Origin of the sequence: Indolivaga alginatilytica (genome assembly GCF_003201355.1) — a bacterium.
In the GTDB taxonomy this organism is placed as follows: Bacteria; Bacteroidota; Bacteroidia; order Bacteroidales; family Dysgonomonadaceae; genus Dysgonomonas_A; species Dysgonomonas_A alginatilytica.
The window spans coordinates 68,114-89,374 of record NZ_QICL01000011.1; the positions used below are offsets into that span (position 1 = coordinate 68,114).

15 protein-coding genes are annotated in these 21,261 nt (G+C 35.0%); 6 read left to right on the forward strand and 9 right to left on the reverse strand.

Features of this window, described 5'->3' with window-relative positions; genetic code table 11:
• Positions 1-53: 53 nt before the first annotated feature.
• Positions 54-1,565: a catalase gene (locus tag CLV62_RS10120; RefSeq protein ID WP_110310664.1), complete on the reverse strand. Its 1,512-nt coding sequence runs from the start codon at positions 1,563-1,565 to the stop codon at positions 54-56.
• Between the two features lie 189 nt (positions 1,566-1,754).
• Here CLV62_RS10120 and CLV62_RS10125 point away from each other — a divergent pair, with 189 nt between their 5' ends.
• Positions 1,755-4,121 (forward strand): glycoside hydrolase family 20 protein, encoded by a 2,367-nt coding sequence (locus CLV62_RS10125; protein ID WP_245904072.1) that lies wholly within the window; start codon positions 1,755-1,757, stop codon positions 4,119-4,121.
• 54 nt (positions 4,122-4,175) lie between these two features.
• Here CLV62_RS10125 and CLV62_RS10130 read toward each other — a convergent pair whose 3' ends face one another.
• The 4 genes from CLV62_RS10130 to CLV62_RS10145 form a co-directional block, all read right to left on the reverse strand.
• Positions 4,176-8,423: an acyl-CoA dehydratase activase-related protein gene (locus CLV62_RS10130; RefSeq protein ID WP_110310665.1), complete on the reverse strand. Its 4,248-nt coding sequence runs from the start codon at positions 8,421-8,423 to the stop codon at positions 4,176-4,178.
• Positions 8,424-8,436: 13 nt separating this feature from the next.
• Positions 8,437-9,066, reverse strand: a complete 630-nt coding sequence (locus CLV62_RS10135; RefSeq protein ID WP_110310666.1) for a TetR/AcrR family transcriptional regulator — start codon at positions 9,064-9,066, stop codon at positions 8,437-8,439.
• A gap of 204 nt (positions 9,067-9,270) precedes the next feature.
• Positions 9,271-10,017, reverse strand: coding sequence for a 3-deoxy-manno-octulosonate cytidylyltransferase (gene kdsB / locus CLV62_RS10140; protein ID WP_110310667.1), 747 nt, complete (start codon positions 10,015-10,017; stop codon positions 9,271-9,273).
• Between the two features lie 78 nt (positions 10,018-10,095).
• On the reverse strand, positions 10,096-11,484 hold the full coding sequence (locus tag CLV62_RS10145; protein WP_110310668.1) for an NfeD family protein: 1,389 nt from the start codon (positions 11,482-11,484) through the stop codon (positions 10,096-10,098).
• A gap of 160 nt (positions 11,485-11,644) precedes the next feature.
• On the opposite strand from CLV62_RS10145, the gene CLV62_RS10150 reads away from it, so the two are divergent.
• A complete protein-coding gene (locus CLV62_RS10150) occupies positions 11,645-12,040 on the forward strand; it encodes a 2-amino-4-hydroxy-6-hydroxymethyldihydropteridine diphosphokinase (RefSeq protein ID WP_110310669.1) in 396 nt (131 codons plus the stop codon).
• A gap of 25 nt (positions 12,041-12,065) precedes the next feature.
• On the opposite strand, the gene CLV62_RS10155 is transcribed toward CLV62_RS10150, so the two are convergent.
• Positions 12,066-12,659, reverse strand: coding sequence for a DUF3109 family protein (locus CLV62_RS10155; protein WP_110310670.1), 594 nt, complete (start codon positions 12,657-12,659; stop codon positions 12,066-12,068).
• A 290-nt stretch (positions 12,660-12,949) separates the two neighbouring features.
• Here CLV62_RS10155 and CLV62_RS10160 point away from each other — a divergent pair, with 290 nt between their 5' ends.
• The 3 genes from CLV62_RS10160 (at position 12,950) to miaA (ending at position 15,288) form a co-directional block, all read left to right on the forward strand.
• Positions 12,950-13,666, forward strand: coding sequence for a 2-phosphosulfolactate phosphatase (locus CLV62_RS10160; protein WP_110310671.1), 717 nt, complete (start codon positions 12,950-12,952; stop codon positions 13,664-13,666).
• 162 nt (positions 13,667-13,828) lie between these two features.
• Positions 13,829-14,383, forward strand: coding sequence for an IS1096 element passenger TnpR family protein (locus tag CLV62_RS10165; RefSeq protein ID WP_110310672.1), 555 nt, complete (start codon positions 13,829-13,831; stop codon positions 14,381-14,383).
• Positions 14,383-15,288: a tRNA (adenosine(37)-N6)-dimethylallyltransferase MiaA gene (gene miaA, locus CLV62_RS10170; protein WP_110310673.1), complete on the forward strand. Its 906-nt coding sequence runs from the start codon at positions 14,383-14,385 to the stop codon at positions 15,286-15,288. The genes CLV62_RS10165 and miaA overlap by 1 nt, the downstream gene beginning before the upstream one ends.
• Before the next feature lie 851 nt (positions 15,289-16,139).
• On the opposite strand, the gene CLV62_RS10175 is transcribed toward miaA, so the two are convergent.
• Genes CLV62_RS10175 through mtaB form a run of 3 tightly spaced genes read right to left on the reverse strand, consistent with a single transcriptional unit; the run spans position 16,140 to position 19,384 of the window.
• Positions 16,140-17,174, reverse strand: a complete 1,035-nt coding sequence (locus tag CLV62_RS10175; protein WP_110310674.1) for a glycosyltransferase family 2 protein — start codon at positions 17,172-17,174, stop codon at positions 16,140-16,142.
• Entirely contained in the window at positions 17,171-18,064 is an 894-nt protein-coding gene (locus CLV62_RS10180; protein ID WP_110310675.1) for a lysophospholipid acyltransferase family protein, read from the reverse strand. The genes CLV62_RS10175 and CLV62_RS10180 overlap by 4 nt, the downstream gene beginning before the upstream one ends.
• Before the next feature lie 9 nt (positions 18,065-18,073).
• Positions 18,074-19,384, reverse strand: coding sequence for a tRNA (N(6)-L-threonylcarbamoyladenosine(37)-C(2))-methylthiotransferase MtaB (mtaB, locus tag CLV62_RS10185; RefSeq protein ID WP_110310676.1), 1,311 nt, complete (start codon positions 19,382-19,384; stop codon positions 18,074-18,076).
• A 174-nt stretch (positions 19,385-19,558) separates the two neighbouring features.
• On the opposite strand from mtaB, the gene CLV62_RS10190 reads away from it, so the two are divergent.
• A complete protein-coding gene (locus CLV62_RS10190; RefSeq protein ID WP_110310677.1) occupies positions 19,559-21,217 on the forward strand; it encodes an AMP-binding protein in 1,659 nt (552 codons plus the stop codon).
• The last annotated feature ends 44 nt before the right edge of the window (positions 21,218-21,261 follow it).

The following is a 21,261-nucleotide window of genomic DNA, read 5'->3' on the forward strand; positions in this document are numbered from 1 at the left end:
AAATAGAAAGCGCTAAGATATGACATCTTAGCGCTTTCTATTTATACGAAATATTATTGTGCAGTAGCTTTTACTCTATCTTCCTGACTCATTTCAGCTAATTGTTTTACTCTGTCAACACTCAATCCCAAACCTTGTGCAATACGAGTTCCATATTCGGGATGAGCTTTGTAAAATAATGCAGCCTGACGTAATTGAATACGTTGTTGTGCATTCTTCATATGACCTACAAGATTATTGATAAGGTTGGTTTTATCATAATCGCTCAGTACACGACCATATAATTCCCCGGTCTGTACAAAATCAATATCACCTAATGGATATTCGTGTCGGGCAGCTAATCCCTGTACATCTAAAGCCGGAGGTGCAAACTTTGCATCTGGTGAAGGACCTTCGAACGAATTAGGATAGTAATTAGGGGCAGGTGCATCATTGCGGGTATTCATATAGCTATCACGTTGATAATTATGCATGGGGCATTTAGGTGCATTTACAGGCAATTGGTCAAAGTTTGCACCCAATCGATGTCTGTGAGTATCAGGATAACTGAACAGGCGTACTTGCAACATTTTATCGGGAGAAGCAGCTATACCGGGAACAAAATTTCCGGGAGAAAAAGCAGCTTGTTCAATTTCATTAAAATGATTCTCAGGATTACGGTTTAAAACAAACCTGCCTACGGGAATCAATGGATAATCGCCCTGATACCATACTTTAGTAATATCAAAAGGATCGAATTTATAATTGTTCGCTTCTTTGGGAGTCATTATCTGAATATAAGCATTCCATGCAGGATAATCGCCTTTTTCGATACTTTCATACAAATCACGTGTTGCATAATTAGGATCTGTACCTGCCAGTTCGGTTGCTTGTTCATTTGTAAAGTTCTTTACTCCTTGTGCGGTTTTGAAATGCCATTTTATCCATACATGTTCACCATTCGCATTGTACCACATAAAAGTATGGCTCGAGAATCCGTGCATGTGACGAAAACCATCGGGTGTGCCTCTGTCAGAGAAAAGAATGGTAACCTGATGTATACTTTCGGGAGTCAGTGACAGAAAATCCCAAAAAGCATCCGGGTCGGGGAGATTTGATATTGGATTTCTTTTTTGAGTATGGATGAAATCGGGAAATTTAATACCATCCCGAATAAAAAATACAGGTGTATTATTACCCACCATGTCGTAATTGCCTTGTTCTGTATAGAATTTCAAGGCAAATCCACGAGGATCACGCGCTGTATCAGCAGAACCTTTTTCGCCTCCTACGGTTGAAAATCGGGCTAACATTTCTGTCTTCTTTCCTACTTGTGATAGAAAATCGGCACAAGTATACTTTGTTACATCATTTGTTACTTCAAAGTAGCCAAAAGCTCCCGAACCTTTAGCATGTACAACTCTTTCGGGGATACGTTCTCTGTCGAAATGCGCTAGTTTTTCGATCATATGAGTATCCGAAAGTAAAGTCATGGTAGGGTTTTGAGTTGTAATCGAAGCCTGATCATTGTCAACAGGACTACCTTGATTAGTTGTTAAGGTTTTCTTTTTTTCTTCTTCTTTCATAGTTTTAATTTGTTTGGATTATGTTTATTAAGAGATATTTACATACTGTATAGTTTTAATAAAGTTTAGTAGCGTGTTTTTTGATAACACAAGATAGGATAAAAATGTTTATAAAATTTAGAATTTTTTCACTATACATTTTATTTGTATATTTATTGTCTTAAATTTCTAGCTACAACCAATTTTACCATGACACATTTCCCAATACTAAAAAGGATTATAACCTTAAGATTATTCTTAATTACTGTTTTTTCTATATCTCTATTGTCTGCATGTACGAATGAAAATCAGTCTGCAAAAGCCGATTATAGTATAATACCCTTACCACAACAAGTAGTTCTTCAATCAGACAAAGAACCCTTTATTTTGGATAAGTCAACTAAAATTCTTTATCTGGAGAATGATAATGAATCGTATCAGTTAGCTACTTTTTTAGCAGCGTATGTAAAGGAATGTGTTGGCATTGAACTTCAATTGACTACTAAGGATGAGGGTGAGAATATTATCAAGTTTCAAATTGATGATGCAATTGATAAAAATCCAGACTATTACAATTTATCAATAACCAATAATCATATAATCATACAAGCAACTAGCGGGGCAGGCATATTTTATGGTATTCAAACTTTGCGTAAATCATTGCCTGTAGAGAATATAAATAACGTTTCTTTTCCTGCTGTTGTGATTAAAGATTATCCGAAGTTCTCGCATCGGGGAGTATCATTAGACGTTTCACGCCATTTTTATTCAGCAGACTTTATAAAGAAATATATAGATGTACTGGCATTATTCAATATGAATGTCTTTCATTGGCATTTAACAGATGATCAAGGGTGGCGAATAGAGATCAAGAAATATCCTAATCTGACAAAAATAGGTTCACAAAGATCAGAAACAGCCATTGACCGACATTCGGAAGAATATGACGGCAAACCTTATGGTGGTTTTTATACTCAGGAAGAAATAAAAGAAGTCGTAGAATATGCCCGTCAACGCTTTATAACGGTAATTCCCGAAATAGATGTTCCCGGACATACATTAGCTGTTCTGGCATCTTATCCCGAATTAGGTTGTACCGGTGGACCTTACCAAGTCGGACGAGATTGGGGTATCTATGAAGATGTTCTTTGTGCCGGAAACGATAGTGTATTTACATTTTTGGATGATGTATTTACTGAAGTTGTAGCATTATTTCCTGCAAAATATATTCATATTGGAGGAGATGAATGTTTGAAAAACAGGTGGATGGCTTGTCCGAAATGTCAGGAAAGAATAAAATCATTAGGAATAAAAGTGAAGAAGGCAGCTCCTGTTGGTGAACAGTTGCAAAGCTATTTTATCCATCGGGTAGAAGAGATGATTAATAAGAAAGGAAGATCTATAATCGGTTGGGATGAAATATTAGAAGGAGGAATTGCGCCTAATGCTACTATTATGTCGTGGAGAGGAACTGACGGTGGAATATATGCCGCTAACAGGGATCATGATGTAATTATGACTCCCGAATCACATCTTTATCTGGATTATTATCAGTCACCTGATGTTGATAACGAACCTTATACTTTCGGTTGGTTAACGGACTTGGAGAAAGTATATAGCTTTGATCCTATACCTGCTGAATTAGAGAAAGATCAACAAAAGCATATTTTGGGAGGACAAGTAAATGTCTGGGCTGAATATCTACCTACCAGTAAAAATGTAGAATATATGTTGTTGCCTCGTATGGCAGCTTTGTCTGAAACCTTATGGTCGTATCCTCAGGAAAAAGATTATAATAATTTTGTAGCGAGAATGTATCGACAATCTTTATTATTGGATAAGCTGGGCTACGAAAATTGTAAACAGGCTTATGGGGTGCAGGCAAAATACGACTATAATACAGAAATGAGTGAGATAAAGATAACGTTATCCACATTCGATAATGCTCCCATTTATTATACATTAGATGGTACTGCTCCAACAGAGAAAAGCCTTAAATATTCAGAACCTATTATTATTTCTAAATCTAGTGAACTGAAATCATTAGTCGTAAGAAATGGTAAGCAAGATAACACTTATTCAAAGGAATTTTCTTTTAATAAAGCTACAGCGAGACCTATTGAATTGAAAAATCAGCCTGATAAGAAATATACTTTTAATGGTGCAGTAACTTTGGTTGATGGGCAAAGAGGGTATAAGAATAGTTATCGTACAGGATCGTGGCTTGGTTTTTTAGGAGAAGATATGGTAGCAACAATAAAATTGGGGGATCAAGTACCAATTTCTTCGGTGAAATTAAATCAATTTGTAAATAGTCGTGGTGGATTATTTTTTGCTAAATCAATAAAAATAGAGATGTCGGATGATGGAAAAACTTTCAGAGAAGTAAGTTCTAAAACTCAGCCAATACTTAATGAGCATATTAAACCGCAGATATTTGAAGTAAAAGAAACATTTGATACAGTAAAAGCCAATTATATAAGAGTAACACTTGAAGCTATTGACGGATTACCATCGTGGCATGAAAAAGCAGGAGCTATGGCATATATAATGGTAGATGAAATAGTTGTAGAGTAAGAAAAATAAAACGAGAGCCGTTTCGACTCTCCTTTTATTTTTTGAATAGTAAAATTATGATATCATAAAATGTAAACGGTTCTGAATATTGACTTCTGCAATACCTCCATCAATATCGAGATATAGGATATTCATTTCGGGATATAGAGTTTTCAATCGCTTTTCAATCCCTTTTGCTACAATGTGATTGGCGATACATCCGAAAGGTTGAATACAGACCACTTTGTTAACACCCTTACGTGCATAATGGGCTATTTCCCCGGCTATAAGCCACCCTTCCCCGTATTGATTGGATAGACTTAATACTTCGGAAGCGGCTTCTGCTTTAGCAAAAATAGACTCGGATGGTTCGTAGAATTTGAAATTAGTCATAATCTTTTCAAACTTCTTAATCTTACTATTGATCCAAGTCCAGATAAGAGGTTGCATGGCTTTTGCGAAGATAGTCTCTTCTTTAAGACCATTCTTCACATCTTCTTTGTTGTTGACGAAAAATTGTATCAGGAAATCTAAAAGCGGAGGACATGAAACCTCGACTTCTTTCGATCGTAGCCATTCGGTTATATTTGCCTGAGCATAATTATTATATTTCAAGAATATCTCTCCAATAAGACCAACTCTGGTATATTGTTTTTCAAAAATAGGTACATTATTGAAGTCGGCAACAGCTTCTTTTAATAATCTGCGTAGAGTTTTAGGAGAATTGGCTCTTACGCCATCAATCCCTCTTTCTATATAAAAATCAAATACTTGTTGTGAGGCACCTTTTGTTTTTTCACGCACACTAATTGCACTGTGCATTTGTTGTAAAGCGTCCGAGTAAAGTACAGTATCAACCGCTATTTTAGCTAGTTTTTTCCAATCGATATTAAATTCACTTTCTTCATTCTGATACGAATCTCCTGATGAAAGGGCAATAACGGGAATGTCTCTGAATCCAGCATTTTGTAATCCGCTCTTTATTTGAGCCAGATAATTAGTTGCACGGCATTGTCCTCCAGTCTGAGTAATCGCTAGAACCACATCTTGTACATCATATTCTCCCGATTGTAATGTGTTTATAATATCCCCTAAAATAAGAGTTGAAGGGTAACATACTTCATTATTACCATACATCAAACCTAAATCTGCTGATATTTTGTTCGATTTAGGGAGGTTTTGTAGTTTATATCCGACCAGTTCACCCAAAGCAGGAGCAAAAGGTGATAAGAAATCGGTAAACCAAGGGAGAAGTATCGTTTTCTTTCGGTCTTCTTTTGTATAAGGCGTGCGATAGCCTTCGTATGCCGGTTGAGGTACTTTCTGCTCTTGTGTATTAATCGTTTTTAGAGATTCAACTAAAGATCTTAGACGTAATCGTATAGATCCCGGACTGGCAATCTCGTCAATACGTAAGATCGTAAGATTCTTATCTGCTGCCTTTAGTATATCCTGTGTTTCATCCATAAAAAAGGAGTCAGGACCGCAACCAAAAGAATTCAACTGAATCAATTGTATATTCTGAGGTAGTTTTGCAACCTCCATTGCAGCTTGTACTACACGATTTGGATACGACCATTGCGATACAATATTCAAACGTCCGAATCCTGAGCTTTCTTCTTTACGGAAAACATCATCCGTAAATACTGTAACACCCAGATCGGATAATATTTGTCCGACTTTTTGATGAATAAGTGGGTCGGCATGGTAGGGTCTGCCTGCAACAACAAAGGCTGTCTCGTTATTTTCAATAGCTTGATTTAGTAAATCTTTTTGACTTTCTCTTAACTTTATTTTTACCTCTGTTTTTACCTTCATTGCCTTTTCGAAAGCTTTGCTGAAAACAGACTTCGAAACTCCTAATGATGATAAATAATCATAGCAACCTTTCTCCAAAGCTTTATCGCTACTGAAAGTTATAACAGGTTTGTCGAAGGAGATACCATACTTTTCATCGGGTTCTACTGAGCTTCTGATAACTTCGGGATAACCACTGACTACTGGGCAATTGAAAGAGTTAGACGAACCGCCAAATTCTTTTTCTTCTTTGGGTATAATGGGGTAGAAGATACGGTCTACTTTTTGTTCGATAAGTGATAATATGTGCCCATGTACCAATTTTGCAGGAAAACATATATTATCGGACATTACACTACCCACTCCTTTTTGATAGAGTGGATAGGTTGATTCGGGTGATAATCTCACATTGAATCCGCATTCCGAAAGAAGTGTATGCCAGAAAGGATAATTGTCGAACATATTCAAAACACGAGGTATCCCGATTGTTTTTCCTTGTTGTATATTGTCGGCATTAACTCCTCGGTTGAATAATATATCATTTTTTTCGTCAAAACCGTTGTAGCCACCCTTTTGTATAGAGCTTTTATTGTAAAATATCTTTTCGCATTTGTTACCAGCATAGCAGATATTACCATTCTCGAATTTGAAACGCAATACCGAACAATTATTTGTACAGCCTTTACATTGAAGTTCTCTTGTATCAATAGCTTCTATATTGGGCAAAGATATTGCTCTGGTACTGTAAGTTGTAGGCTGCTTTTTCTTCCATAATCTTTGAGAATAAAGAGCAGCACCCACGGCACCCATTAATTCGGGGTGATCCGTCGAGCTGATCGATTTTCCGGAAAGTAACTCCAAAGTACGATATACCGCATCATTACGGAATGTACCTCCCTGAACAACAATATGATCGCCTAATTGCTTTAGATTGGATATTTTAAGAACCTTATATAAGCAGTTCTTTACTACTGAATAAGCAAGTCCGGCTGCAATATCGTCCATTCCAGCATTTTCACGAAGAGACTGCTTTACCTTCGAATTCATAAAGACAGTACAACGAGAACCCAGATCAGAGGGATATTGTGCTATACATGCGGCATGCGAAAATTCGCCTAAAGTCATATTCATTGTAGATGCAAAGTTCTGCAAAAATGAACCGCATCCGGCAGAACAAGCCTCATTCAATTCAATATTGGAAATTACTCCGTTTTCGGTGAATATCGATTTAATATCTTGTCCTCCAATGTCGAGAATGAAAGATACTTTAGGATCTACATATTGTGCCCCTGATAGGTGAGCCATCGTTTCTACAATTCCGTAATCGAGTCCTAGAGCCGATTTGATAAGATCTTCTCCATAACCTGTAGCTGCAGAGGATAGAAACTTATAAGATACACCTCTGTCTTCTGCTTTTTTGTAAAACTTCGAAAGACCCTCTATAACTTTCTTAAGGGGATTTCCTTCATTACTTCCATAGAATCGATATATGATATTGGCATCGGGATCCATTGCTACAATTTTAGTTGTAGTAGAACCTGAATCTATACCAAGAAAACATTCTATTTCTTTTTTACTTCCCAGTTCTTGAAATTTGAGAGGCTTTATCTTCCTGTTTTTCTTCCATTTCAAATATTCTTCTTCATCTTTAAATAAAGCAGGTAAATAGTCTTTCTGAGCGGTTGTATTATCCTCAGATTTGCCTATTAAATCTTTCAGATTGTGATAAGTTATATCCTTTTCTTGATAGAGTGCTGTTCCCCAAGCCGGAAAATATTCACCGTTTTCGGGCAGTATAAAATCGTTATTTTCTATTTTTAGTACTTCTCTGAATGAATTTCGTAAAGCAGGAATAAAAGTAAGAGGACCACCAATACATAATATTTTAGGTTTTATATCACAACCTCTGGCAAGAGTTGTTACACTTTGAAGTGCTACAGCATGAAGTATAGAACCTGATATATCTGATACGGGAATGTTTCTGCTTATCAGGTTTTGAACATCTGTTTTAGCAAATACACCGCAACGAGAGGCGATGGGATATATTTTTTCGAATTTAAGGGCTTGATTTCCCAATTCCTCTGTTGAGATATTCATCAGGTTTGCCATCTGATCGATGAAAGCGCCTGTACCTCCGGCACAACTACCATTCATACGTATATCAGGGTGTTTTCCCTCTTTGAAGAAAACCATTTTGGCATCCTCACCACCCAGATCAATAAGTGTGTGAGTTTCAGGATATACTTTATTGACCACTTCTACAGCAGCCACTACTTCTTGTACAAAAGTAACTCCTATACGTTCGCCAATACCCATACCTGCCGATCCTGTAATATTTATACAAAATTCGGTATCAGAAAATTGATTGGTTACCTTGTCTAGTTCTTCGGCAAACGATTGTTGTATATTTGCCTGATGTCTTCGATAGGCTTTATAGATAATCTGCGAATCAGAATCTATAATTACTATTTTAATAGTCGTTGATCCAACGTCAACTCCCATTTTATATTGAAGTTTGGTGTACATATCGGGCAATATTTTAAAGCTTAGTATTTGGTTGCAGGGCATTAATGGTAAATTCTACAACATATTTTTTATGATTGGCTATCAGTTCGCTGTATTTTTCTCTCGATACATCCATTAGTGCCATGGCTAATTCTCCGAACATAAAGGGGAATAGCGATAAAGAAATAATATTTAAAAGAAAATCGGCAGACGGTGTTTCTCTTATTGTACCTTTAGCTGTTTCATCTTGTATGCGTTTTGCTATCTGCTCAAATGCCTGAAATGGATTCTTACTTTTTATTCGGGTTGTGAGTCTTTCAGGATTCAGGCTTACCTCATTTAAAATAAACATCGGTATTTGGGGATATTCAAAAAGAATCTCATAGTACGTATGTATCCATGTTTCTATCAATTCGAAGAAGGGAGCATCAGAACCCAAAGTCAAGAATATTTTTTGAGTAAGTATCTCCATTGCTTCCTCAAATATTATTTCAAATAAGTTGTATTTTGATTGAAAATAATAATTTACCATCGCAACATTTGTTTCCGATGCTTTGGCTATATCTCTGATACTTGTTCCATTGTACCCATTTTTTATAAAGAGAGTTTTAGCTTCTTTCAGTATACGTTTTTTTACTTCATGAAGGTCTTTGTCGCTGATCATATTGGGAGTAATAGTAATGTTCCTGTTTTAAACACTTGTTTAGTTATGCAAAATAATGAAAAAAATAGCAACTAAACAAGTGTTTAGTTACTAAAAGGAAGAATTCAGATCTTAGACCTGAATTCTATTTCTTATATTTTGCAAATATAACTAGTTCATTTTATGTTATTAGGCAAAGCTATAATTGTCTAATACAGATTAGTGCTAGAAATTTAATAGCTTGGTGGCTTTCTCCATATCTTCGGGGGTATCTATGCCAATAGTTTCTATATCAGTAAGTCCTACTTTTATTTTATAGCCATTTTCTATCCATCGTAGTTGTTCCAATGACTCGGCTAGTTCCAGCGTCGATTGTTCTAAAAGAGTTATCTCCTTTAGAATATCAGCCCTATACGCATACATACCTATATGCTTATAAAAAGTATGCTTATCGAGCCATTCTTGGTGATGTACATCTCTTATATATGGAATAATAGAACGACTAAAGTAGATAGCTTCACTATTTTTATTCAATATAACTTTAGGAGAGTTAGGATTAAATAATACCTCAAAGCCATCTTCTTTTTTGAATGGTTTTACTAAAGTTGCCAATTCAGTCTCTTTGGTTTCGAAACAAGCCTTTAGCGTCTCTATCTGTTGAGGCTGAATAAATGGTTCATCTCCCTGTATATTAATTATAACATCAAATCCAAGTCCTATTTTAGTATAAGCTTCATTACATCTGTCTGTACCGCTTTTATGATCGGGTGAAGTTAATACAGCTTTTCCTCCAAAAGCTTCTACTGCTTTTATTATTCGTTCATCGTCAGTAGCTACCCAAACTTCATCTAGAGCTTTCTTTACTTGTTCGTAAACTCGTTGTATCATGGGTTTTCCAGCCATATCTGCTAAAGGTTTTCCTGGAAAGCGAGACGATCCGTATCTGGCTGGTACAATTCCTATAAATTTCATATTCTTTATTATAAAACGATCTAATGCTCTGGTTTTCGCTGTCTATGATTACTATATTTATCTAAATAAAATTATGTCTTAAACCTTTATCTCTACTACATATAGTTGAGAGCTTTCGTATTTAATGACCTTAATGTTTTTGCCACTTTCTATAAAACCTTGGTTGGCAACCGCATCATAGTATTCCCCATCTATAATTACTTTTCCCGATGGTCTTAATACGGTAGCAGCATGTCCGATTTTTCCAATCATTAGTTTCTGTTCTTCGGGTACAGAGATAAATCCTTCCTGATCACTTGTTAATGCAATATTCCTGAATAGGCTTCCTTCTTTCCCAATCCTGCTAATGAGAGTAATAATGAGAACGAAAGACATAAAGACTCCCACAATGACTGTTATTAATGATTTGAGTGTTTGATCGGATGATACTCCTGTAAAGTCAAAATCAACATTACCTACTAAACTGAGGAATAATCCGGCAATGGTAAGTACGATACCACTGATACCTGCAACGCCAAACCCGGGTATGACGAATATCTCGAAGGCGATTAAAATAAGACCGATAACAAATATGATGATTTCCCAATTTTGAGCATAGCCATCCATATATAAAGGAGTAAAATACAATAAAGCTGCCGTTATAGCCATTGCAATAGGAAGACCTACACCCGGTGTTTTAAGCTCTATATATATTCCTCCTATGATAATCATAATAAGAATACTCTGGACTATTCCATTAGTAAGAATATTTTTGATATAATCGAAAATTGTAGGATTGTAGGTATGAACTTCATAATCCTCAATATTCATATGTTTTACTATAACTTCGGAAATGTTTTCGGCAATTCCATCGCAATATCCCACACTAAGGGCTTCATTAGCTGTTAAAGTCAAAACCTTGGTTGTATCGGTTAGCATTGGTATTACCACTCGTTCGTCTACCATTGCCTCTGCTATTCTGGGATCTCGCTTCCATTTAAGTATGGTGTCGTTGCTCTGAGATATAAGAGTGTCTTTACCATGACTTTCGGCAGTAGATCTGATAAGTGAGCGCATATAGGATTGATACTTATCGGGGGCTTTTTCTCCCAAAGCATCAACTACTGTTGCTGCTCCTATATTGGCACTGTTTCGCATGAAAATTTTGTCACAAGCAATAGCAATCAAAGCTCCGGCCGATGCTGCATTGTTGTTAATAAATACATACACAGGTATTTTGCTGTTGAGGATAGCCGTTCGCATCGAGTCGGCTTCTACTACATTACCTCCATAGGTATTCATTTCAATAAGTATATAATCTGCTTTTTCTTTTTCAGCAAGATGCAATCCGTTTTGAAGATATTGCCACGTAACTGGTCCTATCTCTTGTTTGATATTGATTTTGTATATAAGGGGTGTATTGTTGTCGGCTATAAGCTGAATACATCCAACGAGAATTAAAAAAAGAAGAGTAAGTGTTTTTTTCATGCAAGTAATTTCAACTGTTAATGCTATATCTTATAAGTATAACTAATTTCCTATATTCTATTTACCCATTAAATAAAAAGGGCAGTGACCTTTTTTCTATAGTGGATATGACCTTAAACAAAGATAATTCAAAATAATCAATCTATAACTTTTTAATAAAATGAATGTATATTTGTACCCGATTATGAATACATTTATTATAAGCATGGGGTCGAACGAAAACAGGACAGAAAATATGTCTCGTTGCCGTTACCTGCTTAGTAAGTATTATCCTGATGTAATGTTTTCTGAAATGATTAACACCGAGCCTTTTGGTGATAATTATCAGAGTGATTTCTTAAATCAACTGGCATTGATTAACTCGGAAGATGATGACTTAACAGTGACTGAAAGATTGAAGAAGATAGAAACTGAAATCGGGCGACAGCCAGAAGAAAAATCGAGAGGTATTATTAAGATAGATGTTGATCTGCTGGTTGTGAACGGGAATATTATTAAAACCGAAGATTTTGAGCGTCCCTACATAAATAATCTATTCGAGAATTTTATCAAATAAGTAATCAGTATAAAAAAGGTTGACTTTATTTAGTCAACCCATTCTTTTTCATTTCTTTGTATTCATCTGCTGCAATACATAGTTCGTTATACCAGGCATTTCCGAATTTACGGATAAGAGGTTCTTTCAGGAACTGATAGATTCGTAATCCTTCTTTATTTCCTAATAATACTGCTGCCTTGCATATACGCCATCTATGATAATTTACTGCTGTAAACTCTCTGAATTTTTCTAATCTTATAGGGTATAAGTGACAAGAAATAGGTTTGTAAAAATCGGTTTTACCCTCTTTGTGTGCTTTTTCGATAGCACATTTACATATTCCTTTGTCATCATAGTATGTAAATACACAGTCCTTTCCATTCACAATGGAAGTAACCATGTCGCCATCTCTATCCTTGTAGGCAACACCTTGTGCGTTGATAACTTCTTGAGCTTTGGGTGATAAATCGTCCCATATTGCAGGTAATAGCTTTTCGATAATTTCTACCTCTTCATTTTCGAGAGGGGCACCTGATTCTCCTTCTACACAGCATTCTCCTTGGCAGACTGAAAGATCGCAGATAAAATTTTCTTCTATAACGTCTAATGCTACTATGGCATCATCTATTTGTATCATTCTATTCTTTGTATAAAGTAAATGCCTGTTGCTTTAGTATGAGTCAGTTTTTGTAAAAGCAATAAATAGGCTTGAAATTTTAGTTGAGCGTGTAAAGATAGTGATTTTATATAAGTTTACTAAATCGGAATAAGTGCTGTTTATAGCTTTTATAGCCTATTATTTTTTTGTAGCTTTGCTTATATAAGTCACTATGCGTATTTATACAGTATTTTATACTGATAACTTATTGTTGTATTAATGCTTACTTAAGAAATAAAAGGTTTTGACACCTTAAAGAATAGTTAAAGATGAAAATAGACGTTTGTTTTTCCCCGATTTTATATCCTTATTATGTAGAAAATACTGATACTATTGTAGTTGTAGTAGATATCTTCCGTGCTACTACTACCATGTGTATGGCTCTCAACAATGGCGCAGCCAGTATTATGCCAGTAGCAACGGTAGAAGAAGCTAAGGCATACAAAGAGAAGGGATATTTAGTAGGAGGAGAAAGAAATGTTGTGAAATTCGAATTTGGCGATTTCGGTAATACTCCATCAGAATATACTCGCGAAAAAGTAGAGGGAAAAGATGTTGTTATCTCTACAACCAATGGTACTCATGCCATAGATATGGCAGAAGATTGTTCTTGTCTGATAATCGGTTCTTTTTCTAATATTTCGACGGTAGCTGATTTCTGTCTTTCTCAAAAAAAAGATGTTTTGGTTCTTTGTGCGGGGTGGAAAGATAAATTTAATCTGGAGGATAGCTTGTTTGGTGGTGCTTTGGCAGAGATATTAGTTGATAAAGGCGCATATAATGCGAACTTTGATGCTGCAGGTGTGGCCTTGTCTATGTGGAAAGAGGCTAAACCGGATATTCTCGCATATATAAAAAGAGGAGAGCATATGAAACGACTGGAAGCACATGGGCTTTTGGATGTTGCCGATTTCTGCTTACAATCAGATACAACTCCAGTTTTGCCCATTTACAATAAAAACACGAAAAAGATATCCCTACAGTAATTAGATATAATTCTTTTATATAACTTTGAAAAATAAATAAAGGTCGCAGACCTATCTGTTACTTTCGTAACTACAATATATATTGGTAGTTATAATGGAAAGCTATAGAAAATAATAAGTTGGAAATATTTATAATAATAAAGAAAATAATTAGCTAGACTCATGGTATTTAGGTTTTTAATGTTGTCAGATGAAGTGGAGGATTTCAAAAGAGAAATTCAGATAGATGCCGATGCAACTTTTCTGGATTTACACAATGCTATTCTTTCATCAGTAGATTACAAAGAGGGTGAAATGTCTTCGTTCTTTATTTGTAGTGATAACTGGGAAAAAGAGCGTGAAATAACTTTGACCGAAATGGATACAAGTTCGGAAGAAGACTCCTATATAATGGAAGATTCTGTATTGAATGATTTCCTTGAAGACGAAAAGCAAAAACTTATGTATGTTTTTGACTATATGACTGAACGATCTTTCTTTATTGAGCTAAGAGAGATTATTACAGGAAAAGACTTGGATGAAGCCATTTGTACAAAATCGATAGGTGATGCACCGGCTCAATTTGTAGATTTCAATGATTTCGAAGTAAAAAGTACGGTTATAGATACCGGTGAGAATTTTTACGGAGATGAAGGATATGATTTGGATGAATTAGATGCAGAAGGTTTTGATGGTTTAGACGATGCTCTACCTCCATCAGATGGTGAAAATTTTTGATGAAAAAACTTCTTGTACTACTCGGTCCAACCGGAGTTGGTAAAACTGAATTAAGCGTGAGTCTTGCTGAATATTGGAATTGTCCAATAATATCAGCAGACTCACGTCAATTATATAAAGGTCTTTCGATAGGTACTGCCGCTCCTACCGAGAATCAGTTGTCTCGTGTTCCTCATTATATGGTCGGCACTCTTAGTGTTGAAGATTATTATAGTGCTAGTGAATTCGAGACCGAAGCATTAAAGATAATATCGGAGTTGCACGAAACTTTAGATGTGCTTATTGTGACGGGAGGATCAATGATGTACATAGATGCACTGTGTAAAGGGATTGACGAAGTTCCTACCATTGATGATGTTCTCCGCAAAGAGCTTTATGATCGTTTTGAAAAAGAGGGATTAGAGCCTGTTCGTTCACAATTAAAGATATTGGATCCTGTTTTTTACGATCAGGTAGATCTGAAAAACTATAAAAGAGTGATTCATGCTTTAGAGGTCTGCCTGATTTCGGGTAAGCCATATTCTTCTTTTCGGACTAATACGGTTAAGCAACGTCCTTTTGAAATCATTAAGATTGGATTGATGAGGGATAGGGAAGAGCTTTATCAAAGAATAAATATGCGTGTGGATGAAATGATGAGGGATGGATTATTAGCAGAGGCTGAAAAATTTTATCCTTTACGAATGAATAATTCACTAAATACGGTGGGGTATAAAGAGTTATTTAAGTATTTAGATGGTGAATGGACTTTAGATTTTGCAGTAGAGAAGATAAAACAAAACTCACGTATATATTCTCGTAAACAGATGACATGGTTTAAAAGAGATACAGATATTACTTGGATAAACTTGTCTGATACGCCTCAAAATATAGCACTTCAAACAATAATAGAAAAAACTATATAGTATAGATATTTTATATCGTATATCAATGGAAACTCTATCAATGTATATTGGTGGAGTTTTTTATTCTCTATATATTAGGTGATTATGATGTTTGTTTATTAGATGTAGATGTTAAGGAATACGCGAGGTATACTCTGTTCTATATTAGTATATCAGTCTGTTGTGGTTTTTAATACCAGTTTTTATCAAAGAATTTTTTTAATGTTATGTCTTTATTCAAGTTTACATTATCTGTGTAAAAGAGGAACTTAATTTGAATAACCTCTCATATTATTTTATGTTGATTGCGGTTACTTATTTGAATCACCTTATTTTAGTGTATTATTTTTTAGTGATAAAAAGGGTATATTCTTTTATTGCAGTTTTCTTTCATTCTTTTTGTGTATTTAATTCTATAGATGTACTTGATAAGCAGATTATCCCATCTATGTATATCGATAGTCTTGTTATAGTGTAGATATATAGGTGTTTAGTTTGTTCTCGCTGCAAATGAAAATGTTAAAATATTTGTCTGGTTATAGTCGTATATATCAATATTGTATTTAAGTTGATAATTGTAGTCTATTATCTTTTGTTAGATATAGATGGTTTTTGAGAGATGAAATTGTAGGGGAGAATTATGTTAGAAAAAGAATAAGAAATATTGTGATGTGTATTTTTAATTCAAAACTTGTTATTCGTTTTCTAAAGCAGAAATATCAATTTGTATTTTCGTTTTTATGTGCAAATATGATTGATAGTGAGTGTTTTATGTTTTTAATTTGAAGGTTTTCGCTATCTGAGAAGTGAGTATTAAAATAAAGATTGAGAGAGCTATGTAAATATATTATACAGAAGGAGTTGAGATGCAGTTATTTTTGAATATTCCAAGATAGAAGTTTGAATGTTTTATGCCCTCTTATATAAAAATGCCAGAGTAAACTATTAGGGTAGATTGTATTTATATTTTTAGAAGTTTGTTTGTCTAGATTCTCAGATCTTAGGCTATTATAATTCTTTTTTATTTTTGTGAATTCAATATGTGCCTGATGTGTTGCTTTTGCACTACTAGTTTTACCTTTTAGTATCATTTGTAATGCAGCTAAATAATCTAAAAAGAATCGGACTCTATAAATTTTTCTAAAAGCTTTATCATCTAGATTTTTATAGAGCATAATTAAGTTATTCCTAAAATTAAGAAAAGTCTTTCTTGGGTTTTCACCGGCTAAGGTTGCTCCACCTACATGGTATACTACCGATTGAGGTATGCATACTATTTTTAACCCTCTAGCATTAAGTCTCCAGCAAAGGTCTATTTCTTCCATGTGAGCAAAGAAAGATACATCTAGTCCACCCGCTTTAAGGTACTCTTCTGTGCGAATAACTAAGCATGCTCCCGAAGCCCAAAATATGTCAATAGGTTGATCGTATTGATTTTTATCTATCTCTAATGAGTCAAATATGCGCCCGCGACAAAAAGGATACCCATATTTATCAATAAAGCCTCCTGATGCTCCTGCATACTCAAAATGGTCTTTCTTTTGTTGGGCAAGTATTTTAGGTTGAACTGCAACAACATCAGGATGTGTATCCAGAAAGTTGATTATTGGAGCTAACCAACCGGCAGTCACTTCTACATCCGAATTGAGAAGTATAGAATATTCGGTTTCTATTTGTTTCAGTGCTTGATTATATCCTTCAGCATATCCAAAATTTTCAGATAATCGGATAATAGACAGAGTGGGGTAGTTTTCTTGAATAAAGGAGACCGAATCGTCTGACGAAGCGTTATCTGCGACAATAACATCAGCCATATCACTGTCAGTATATTTTACGACAGATGGAAGAAATTGTTCAAGAAGATGTTTTCCATTCCAATTAAGTATAACCACAGATACTTTTTTCATCTTTTTTCGAAATCTTCTTTCTTATATTTCCAACGTTTGTGTGTCCAGAGCCAATAAGCGGGATTGTGTAAGATGGTTTTTTCCATCTCTCTGATGTATCTTTCAGTGATCGCAAATTCAGGTTCTTCTTTTGGATTTGCTGAAATTAACTTTACTTCACAATTATATTTGCCTCTTGCAACCTTTTTTATATCGAGATAGGTTATTGAGAAACCTGTTTGTTTAGATATTCGCTCTACACCTGTAAATACAGCGGTATTCTGATTCATAAACGTAGTCCAATAATGTATATTATTCCAAGCTGGAGTCTGATCGGACATAAACCCAATAAGTACTTTTTGACCCGATTGCTTGTACTGAATAATAGATCTCAACGTATTGTTCTTGGAAATACTGACACTACCAAAGCGGCTTCTTATTTTTAGAAATATATTATCGAAAGCTTTATTCTTGAGAGGGCGATATATTTGACCTAGCAAGGTGTCTTTGTTGACATGTAGAGTGATTGATGGTACCCACTCCCAATTACCATAATGACCTAAATACATGATAGCCGAATTTCCATCCTTCATCAGGTTATCAACCAATTCCATGTTTTTGAAAGTGATATGCTTTTTTATCTCTTCGTCTGTTATGTGAAGTAATTTGATCGTTTCAACAAAGTAATCACAAAAATGATGATAGAATTGGTGTTCTATTTCGAGTAGTTCTTTTTTACTCTTTTCTGGAAAAGAATTTTTCAGATTAGTCCTTACAACTTTACGCCTATATCTTACAATATAATATACAGGAATGTATAATATATCGGATAGTATATACAGTACTCTGAATGGTAGTAGAGCATGCATGTACAGTATGGCGTATATTATTTTGTATATTATATGATTCATCTTCTTTCTTTATTGAAGAACTACTGCTGTCCCTTCTATGTTTAATCCTCCTAAATGTACTTCACCTACTACGTTTACAAGTCTTTCGTCGTACTCTCGTTCTATTTTTACATAGTTTTCTGTAAAGCCATACATTTTATTATCATGAATAGAATGTTCGAACAGAGCTTTTCTTAATAAGCCTTGTTGAGAAAGATAAAAGTCTCTAAGTTTTCTATCTGATATGTCTAGTAATGCTTTGCTTCTGAAATGTTTAGTTCTGACATCCACTGCATAATCTATTTTTAAAGCTTGTGTATTTGGGCGTTCAGAATATGTAAACACGTGGAGCTGAGAAATATCTAGACTTTGGATAAATTGTCGGCATTCTTCGAAATATTCATCCGTTTCACCTCTGGTACCAACTATAACATCTACGCCAATAAAGGCATGAGGGAGAACCGTTTTTATTTTTTCTACCTTATGTCTGAATAAAGCTGTATCGTATTTTCTTTTCATCAGCTTTAATACAGTATCGGATCCCGATTGTAATGGAATATGAAAATGTGGAGCAAAACGTTTGGAGCGCGCTACAAATTCAATAATCTCATCTGTCAGAAGATTTGGTTCTATTGATGAGATACGGTAACGTGCAATTCCTTCCACATTATCGAGAGCTTTTACTAGATCGAAGAATGTTTCGCCTGTGGTTTTACCAAAATCACCAATATTTACACCAGTTAATACAATTTCTTTACCTCCGTTTGCAGCAACTTCTTCGGCTTGTTTAACAAGGTCGGCAACGCTTCCATTACGGCTTCTTCCTCTTGCGAAAGGAATGGTGCAGAAAGAACAAAAATAGTCGCAGCCATCCTGTACTTTAAGGAAATACCTGGTTCTGTCGTCCTTCGAACATGAAGGAACGAATGTTTTTATATGATTGGTTTTACTGGTAAAAACAGTTCCTTTTTCTTTTTTCTTAAGTTCGTCAAGATAAGCTATTACATCTAACTTTTGCTCAGCACCAAGTACAATATCTACACCTTCTATTGAGGCTATATCATCGGGTTTAAGTTGTGCGTAGCAACCGGTTACTATAACATAGGCTCCGGGATTTTCTTTAATTAACTTTCTTACAGCTTGTCTGCATTTCTTATCTGCAAATTCAGTAACAGAACAAGTATTTATTACACAGATGTTGGCAATTTCCCCTTCACGGGCTTTGCGTACACCTACTTCTGATAATTGTTTACCTATTGCCGAAGTTTCGGCAAAGTTCAGCTTGCAACCTAAAGTAAGATAAGCGGCAAGCTTATTTTCGAATATAGTATTATCTATCATTGATTTATTAAACAAATGTGACTAAGTGTGTATTGATACTCAGTAAAATATAACTATACATTATAAATAACTTGCAAAAATACACAAAATGGATCAATATTGAAGTTAAAAAAGTTTGCAATTACCATTTCTGTATCTATTTTTGCACAAACAACGAAAAAATGAGCAGTTTTTATGATTAAAGAAAATTTCATCAAATTATATGAGGATAGTTTTAAATATAACTGGGATTTACCTGCACTGTCCGATTATGGAGACACGGATGCCTTATTCTATAAAGATTTGGCAAAAGAAATTGCTCGTTTGCATATTTTGTTTGATAAGTTAGAAATAAAGAAAGGTACAAAGGTTGCGCTGATTGGTAAGAATACACAACAATGGTGTATGGTTTATATGGCTACCATCACGTATGGAGCGGTTGTTGTTCCGATTTTGCAGGACTTCCACCCCGATAATATCCACCATATTGTAAATCATTCTGAATCGGAGCTGCTTTTTGTTAGTGATTCTATTTGGGAAAGCCTGGAAGAAGGACAGATGTCTCATTTAACAGGAATATTTAGCTTATCTGATTTTTCTTGTATATACGATAACAGTAAAAAACATATAAAGTCAGCTATCAGAAACCTCGATAATGATATGGAGGTTAAATACCCAAAAGGCTTTTCGAAAGAAGATATAATATATGCTGATGTAGATAATTCTGAGGTTGTATTAATTAATTACACATCAGGGACTACAGGGTTTAGTAAAGGTGTTATGCTTCTTGCTAATAATTTGGCTGGAAATGTAACTTATGCCAAAACATTAGATTTGTTATTCAGAGGGGATAGAGTTGTTTCTTTTCTGCCTTTAGCTCATGCATACGGCTGTGCATTTGATTTTCTATATGCACTGTCGGAAGGTGTTCACATTACGTTATTAGGAAAAGCACCATCTCCTAAAATCTTGGCGGCTGCATTCTCTGAGATAAAGCCCAATCTTATAGTTACTGTCCCGTTGGTTATTGAAAAACTATATAAGAAGGCTATTTTGCCTAAGCTGGAGAAGTCGAGTATTAAAATGGCTTTGAAGATCCCTATTGTTAAAGATCAGATATATGCAAAAATCAGAAAAGGATTGATAGATGCTCTTGGGGGTTCTTTTAGAGAGGTTATTATTGGTGGAGCAGCCTTCAATAAAGAAGTCGAAAGTTTTCTTTATAAAATTAAATTTCCATTTACAGTAGGGTATGGCATGACAGAATGTGGTCCTTTGATTTCGTATGATCACCATTATGATTTTGTTCCAACTTCGTGTGGAAAAGTTTTGTCTATAATGGAAGTGCGTGTAGATTCTCCTGATCCTTACAATACTCTTGGAGAAATACAAGTTCGAGGAGAGAATGTAATGAAAGGTTACTATAAAAATGAAGAGGCTACTAATGCTGCTTTTACAGCTGACGGATGGCTTAAAACTGGAGATTTAGGTACTATTGATGAAAATAATAGAATTTACCTTAGAGGAAGAAGTAAAACAATGATATTGGGCGCTAGTGGTCAGAATATCTTTCCTGAAGAGATAGAGGCCAAGTTAAATAATTTGCCCTATATAACAGAATCATTGGTTGTAAGTCGAAACAATAAGTTGGTAGCTTTGGTGTATCCTGATTATGAAGCTATGAATTCAACCGGCTTATCTTCCAGTGCATTAGATATAGTAATGGAAGAGAACAGGCAGGTTTTAAATAAGTCTGTTGCGAATTATGAAACTCTTTCTTCCATACATGTTTATCCCACAGAGTTCGAAAAAACACCTAAAAAGAGTATAAAAAGATATTTATACGAAACATAATATCCCTATATATTGTTAATTAACATAATGTAGCGCCCATAATT

What these genes read in the sequence shown, in the direction of transcription:
- CLV62_RS10120 (WP_110310664.1), bottom strand. Translation starts at nt 1,565, where the DNA reads ATGAAAGAAGAAGAAAAAAAGAAAACCTTAACAACTAATCAAGGTAGT.
- CLV62_RS10125 (WP_245904072.1), top strand. Translation starts at nt 1,755, where the DNA reads ATGACACATTTCCCAATACTAAAAAGGATTATAACCTTAAGATTATTC.
- CLV62_RS10130 (WP_110310665.1), bottom strand. Translation starts at nt 8,423, where the DNA reads ATGTACACCAAACTTCAATATAAAATGGGAGTTGACGTTGGATCAACG.
- CLV62_RS10135 (WP_110310666.1), bottom strand. Translation starts at nt 9,066, where the DNA reads ATGATCAGCGACAAAGACCTTCATGAAGTAAAAAAACGTATACTGAAA.
- kdsB (WP_110310667.1), bottom strand. Translation starts at nt 10,017, where the DNA reads ATGAAATTTATAGGAATTGTACCAGCCAGATACGGATCGTCTCGCTTT.
- CLV62_RS10145 (WP_110310668.1), bottom strand. Translation starts at nt 11,484, where the DNA reads ATGAAAAAAACACTTACTCTTCTTTTTTTAATTCTCGTTGGATGTATT.
- CLV62_RS10150 (WP_110310669.1), top strand. Translation starts at nt 11,645, where the DNA reads ATGAATGTATATTTGTACCCGATTATGAATACATTTATTATAAGCATG.
- CLV62_RS10155 (WP_110310670.1), bottom strand. Translation starts at nt 12,659, where the DNA reads ATGATACAAATAGATGATGCCATAGTAGCATTAGACGTTATAGAAGAA.
- CLV62_RS10160 (WP_110310671.1), top strand. Translation starts at nt 12,950, where the DNA reads ATGAAAATAGACGTTTGTTTTTCCCCGATTTTATATCCTTATTATGTA.
- CLV62_RS10165 (WP_110310672.1), top strand. Translation starts at nt 13,829, where the DNA reads ATGGTATTTAGGTTTTTAATGTTGTCAGATGAAGTGGAGGATTTCAAA.
- miaA (WP_110310673.1), top strand. Translation starts at nt 14,383, where the DNA reads ATGAAAAAACTTCTTGTACTACTCGGTCCAACCGGAGTTGGTAAAACT.
- CLV62_RS10175 (WP_110310674.1), bottom strand. Translation starts at nt 17,174, where the DNA reads ATGAAAAAAGTATCTGTGGTTATACTTAATTGGAATGGAAAACATCTT.
- CLV62_RS10180 (WP_110310675.1), bottom strand. Translation starts at nt 18,064, where the DNA reads ATGAATCATATAATATACAAAATAATATACGCCATACTGTACATGCAT.
- mtaB (WP_110310676.1), bottom strand. Translation starts at nt 19,384, where the DNA reads ATGATAGATAATACTATATTCGAAAATAAGCTTGCCGCTTATCTTACT.
- CLV62_RS10190 (WP_110310677.1), top strand. Translation starts at nt 19,559, where the DNA reads ATGATTAAAGAAAATTTCATCAAATTATATGAGGATAGTTTTAAATAT.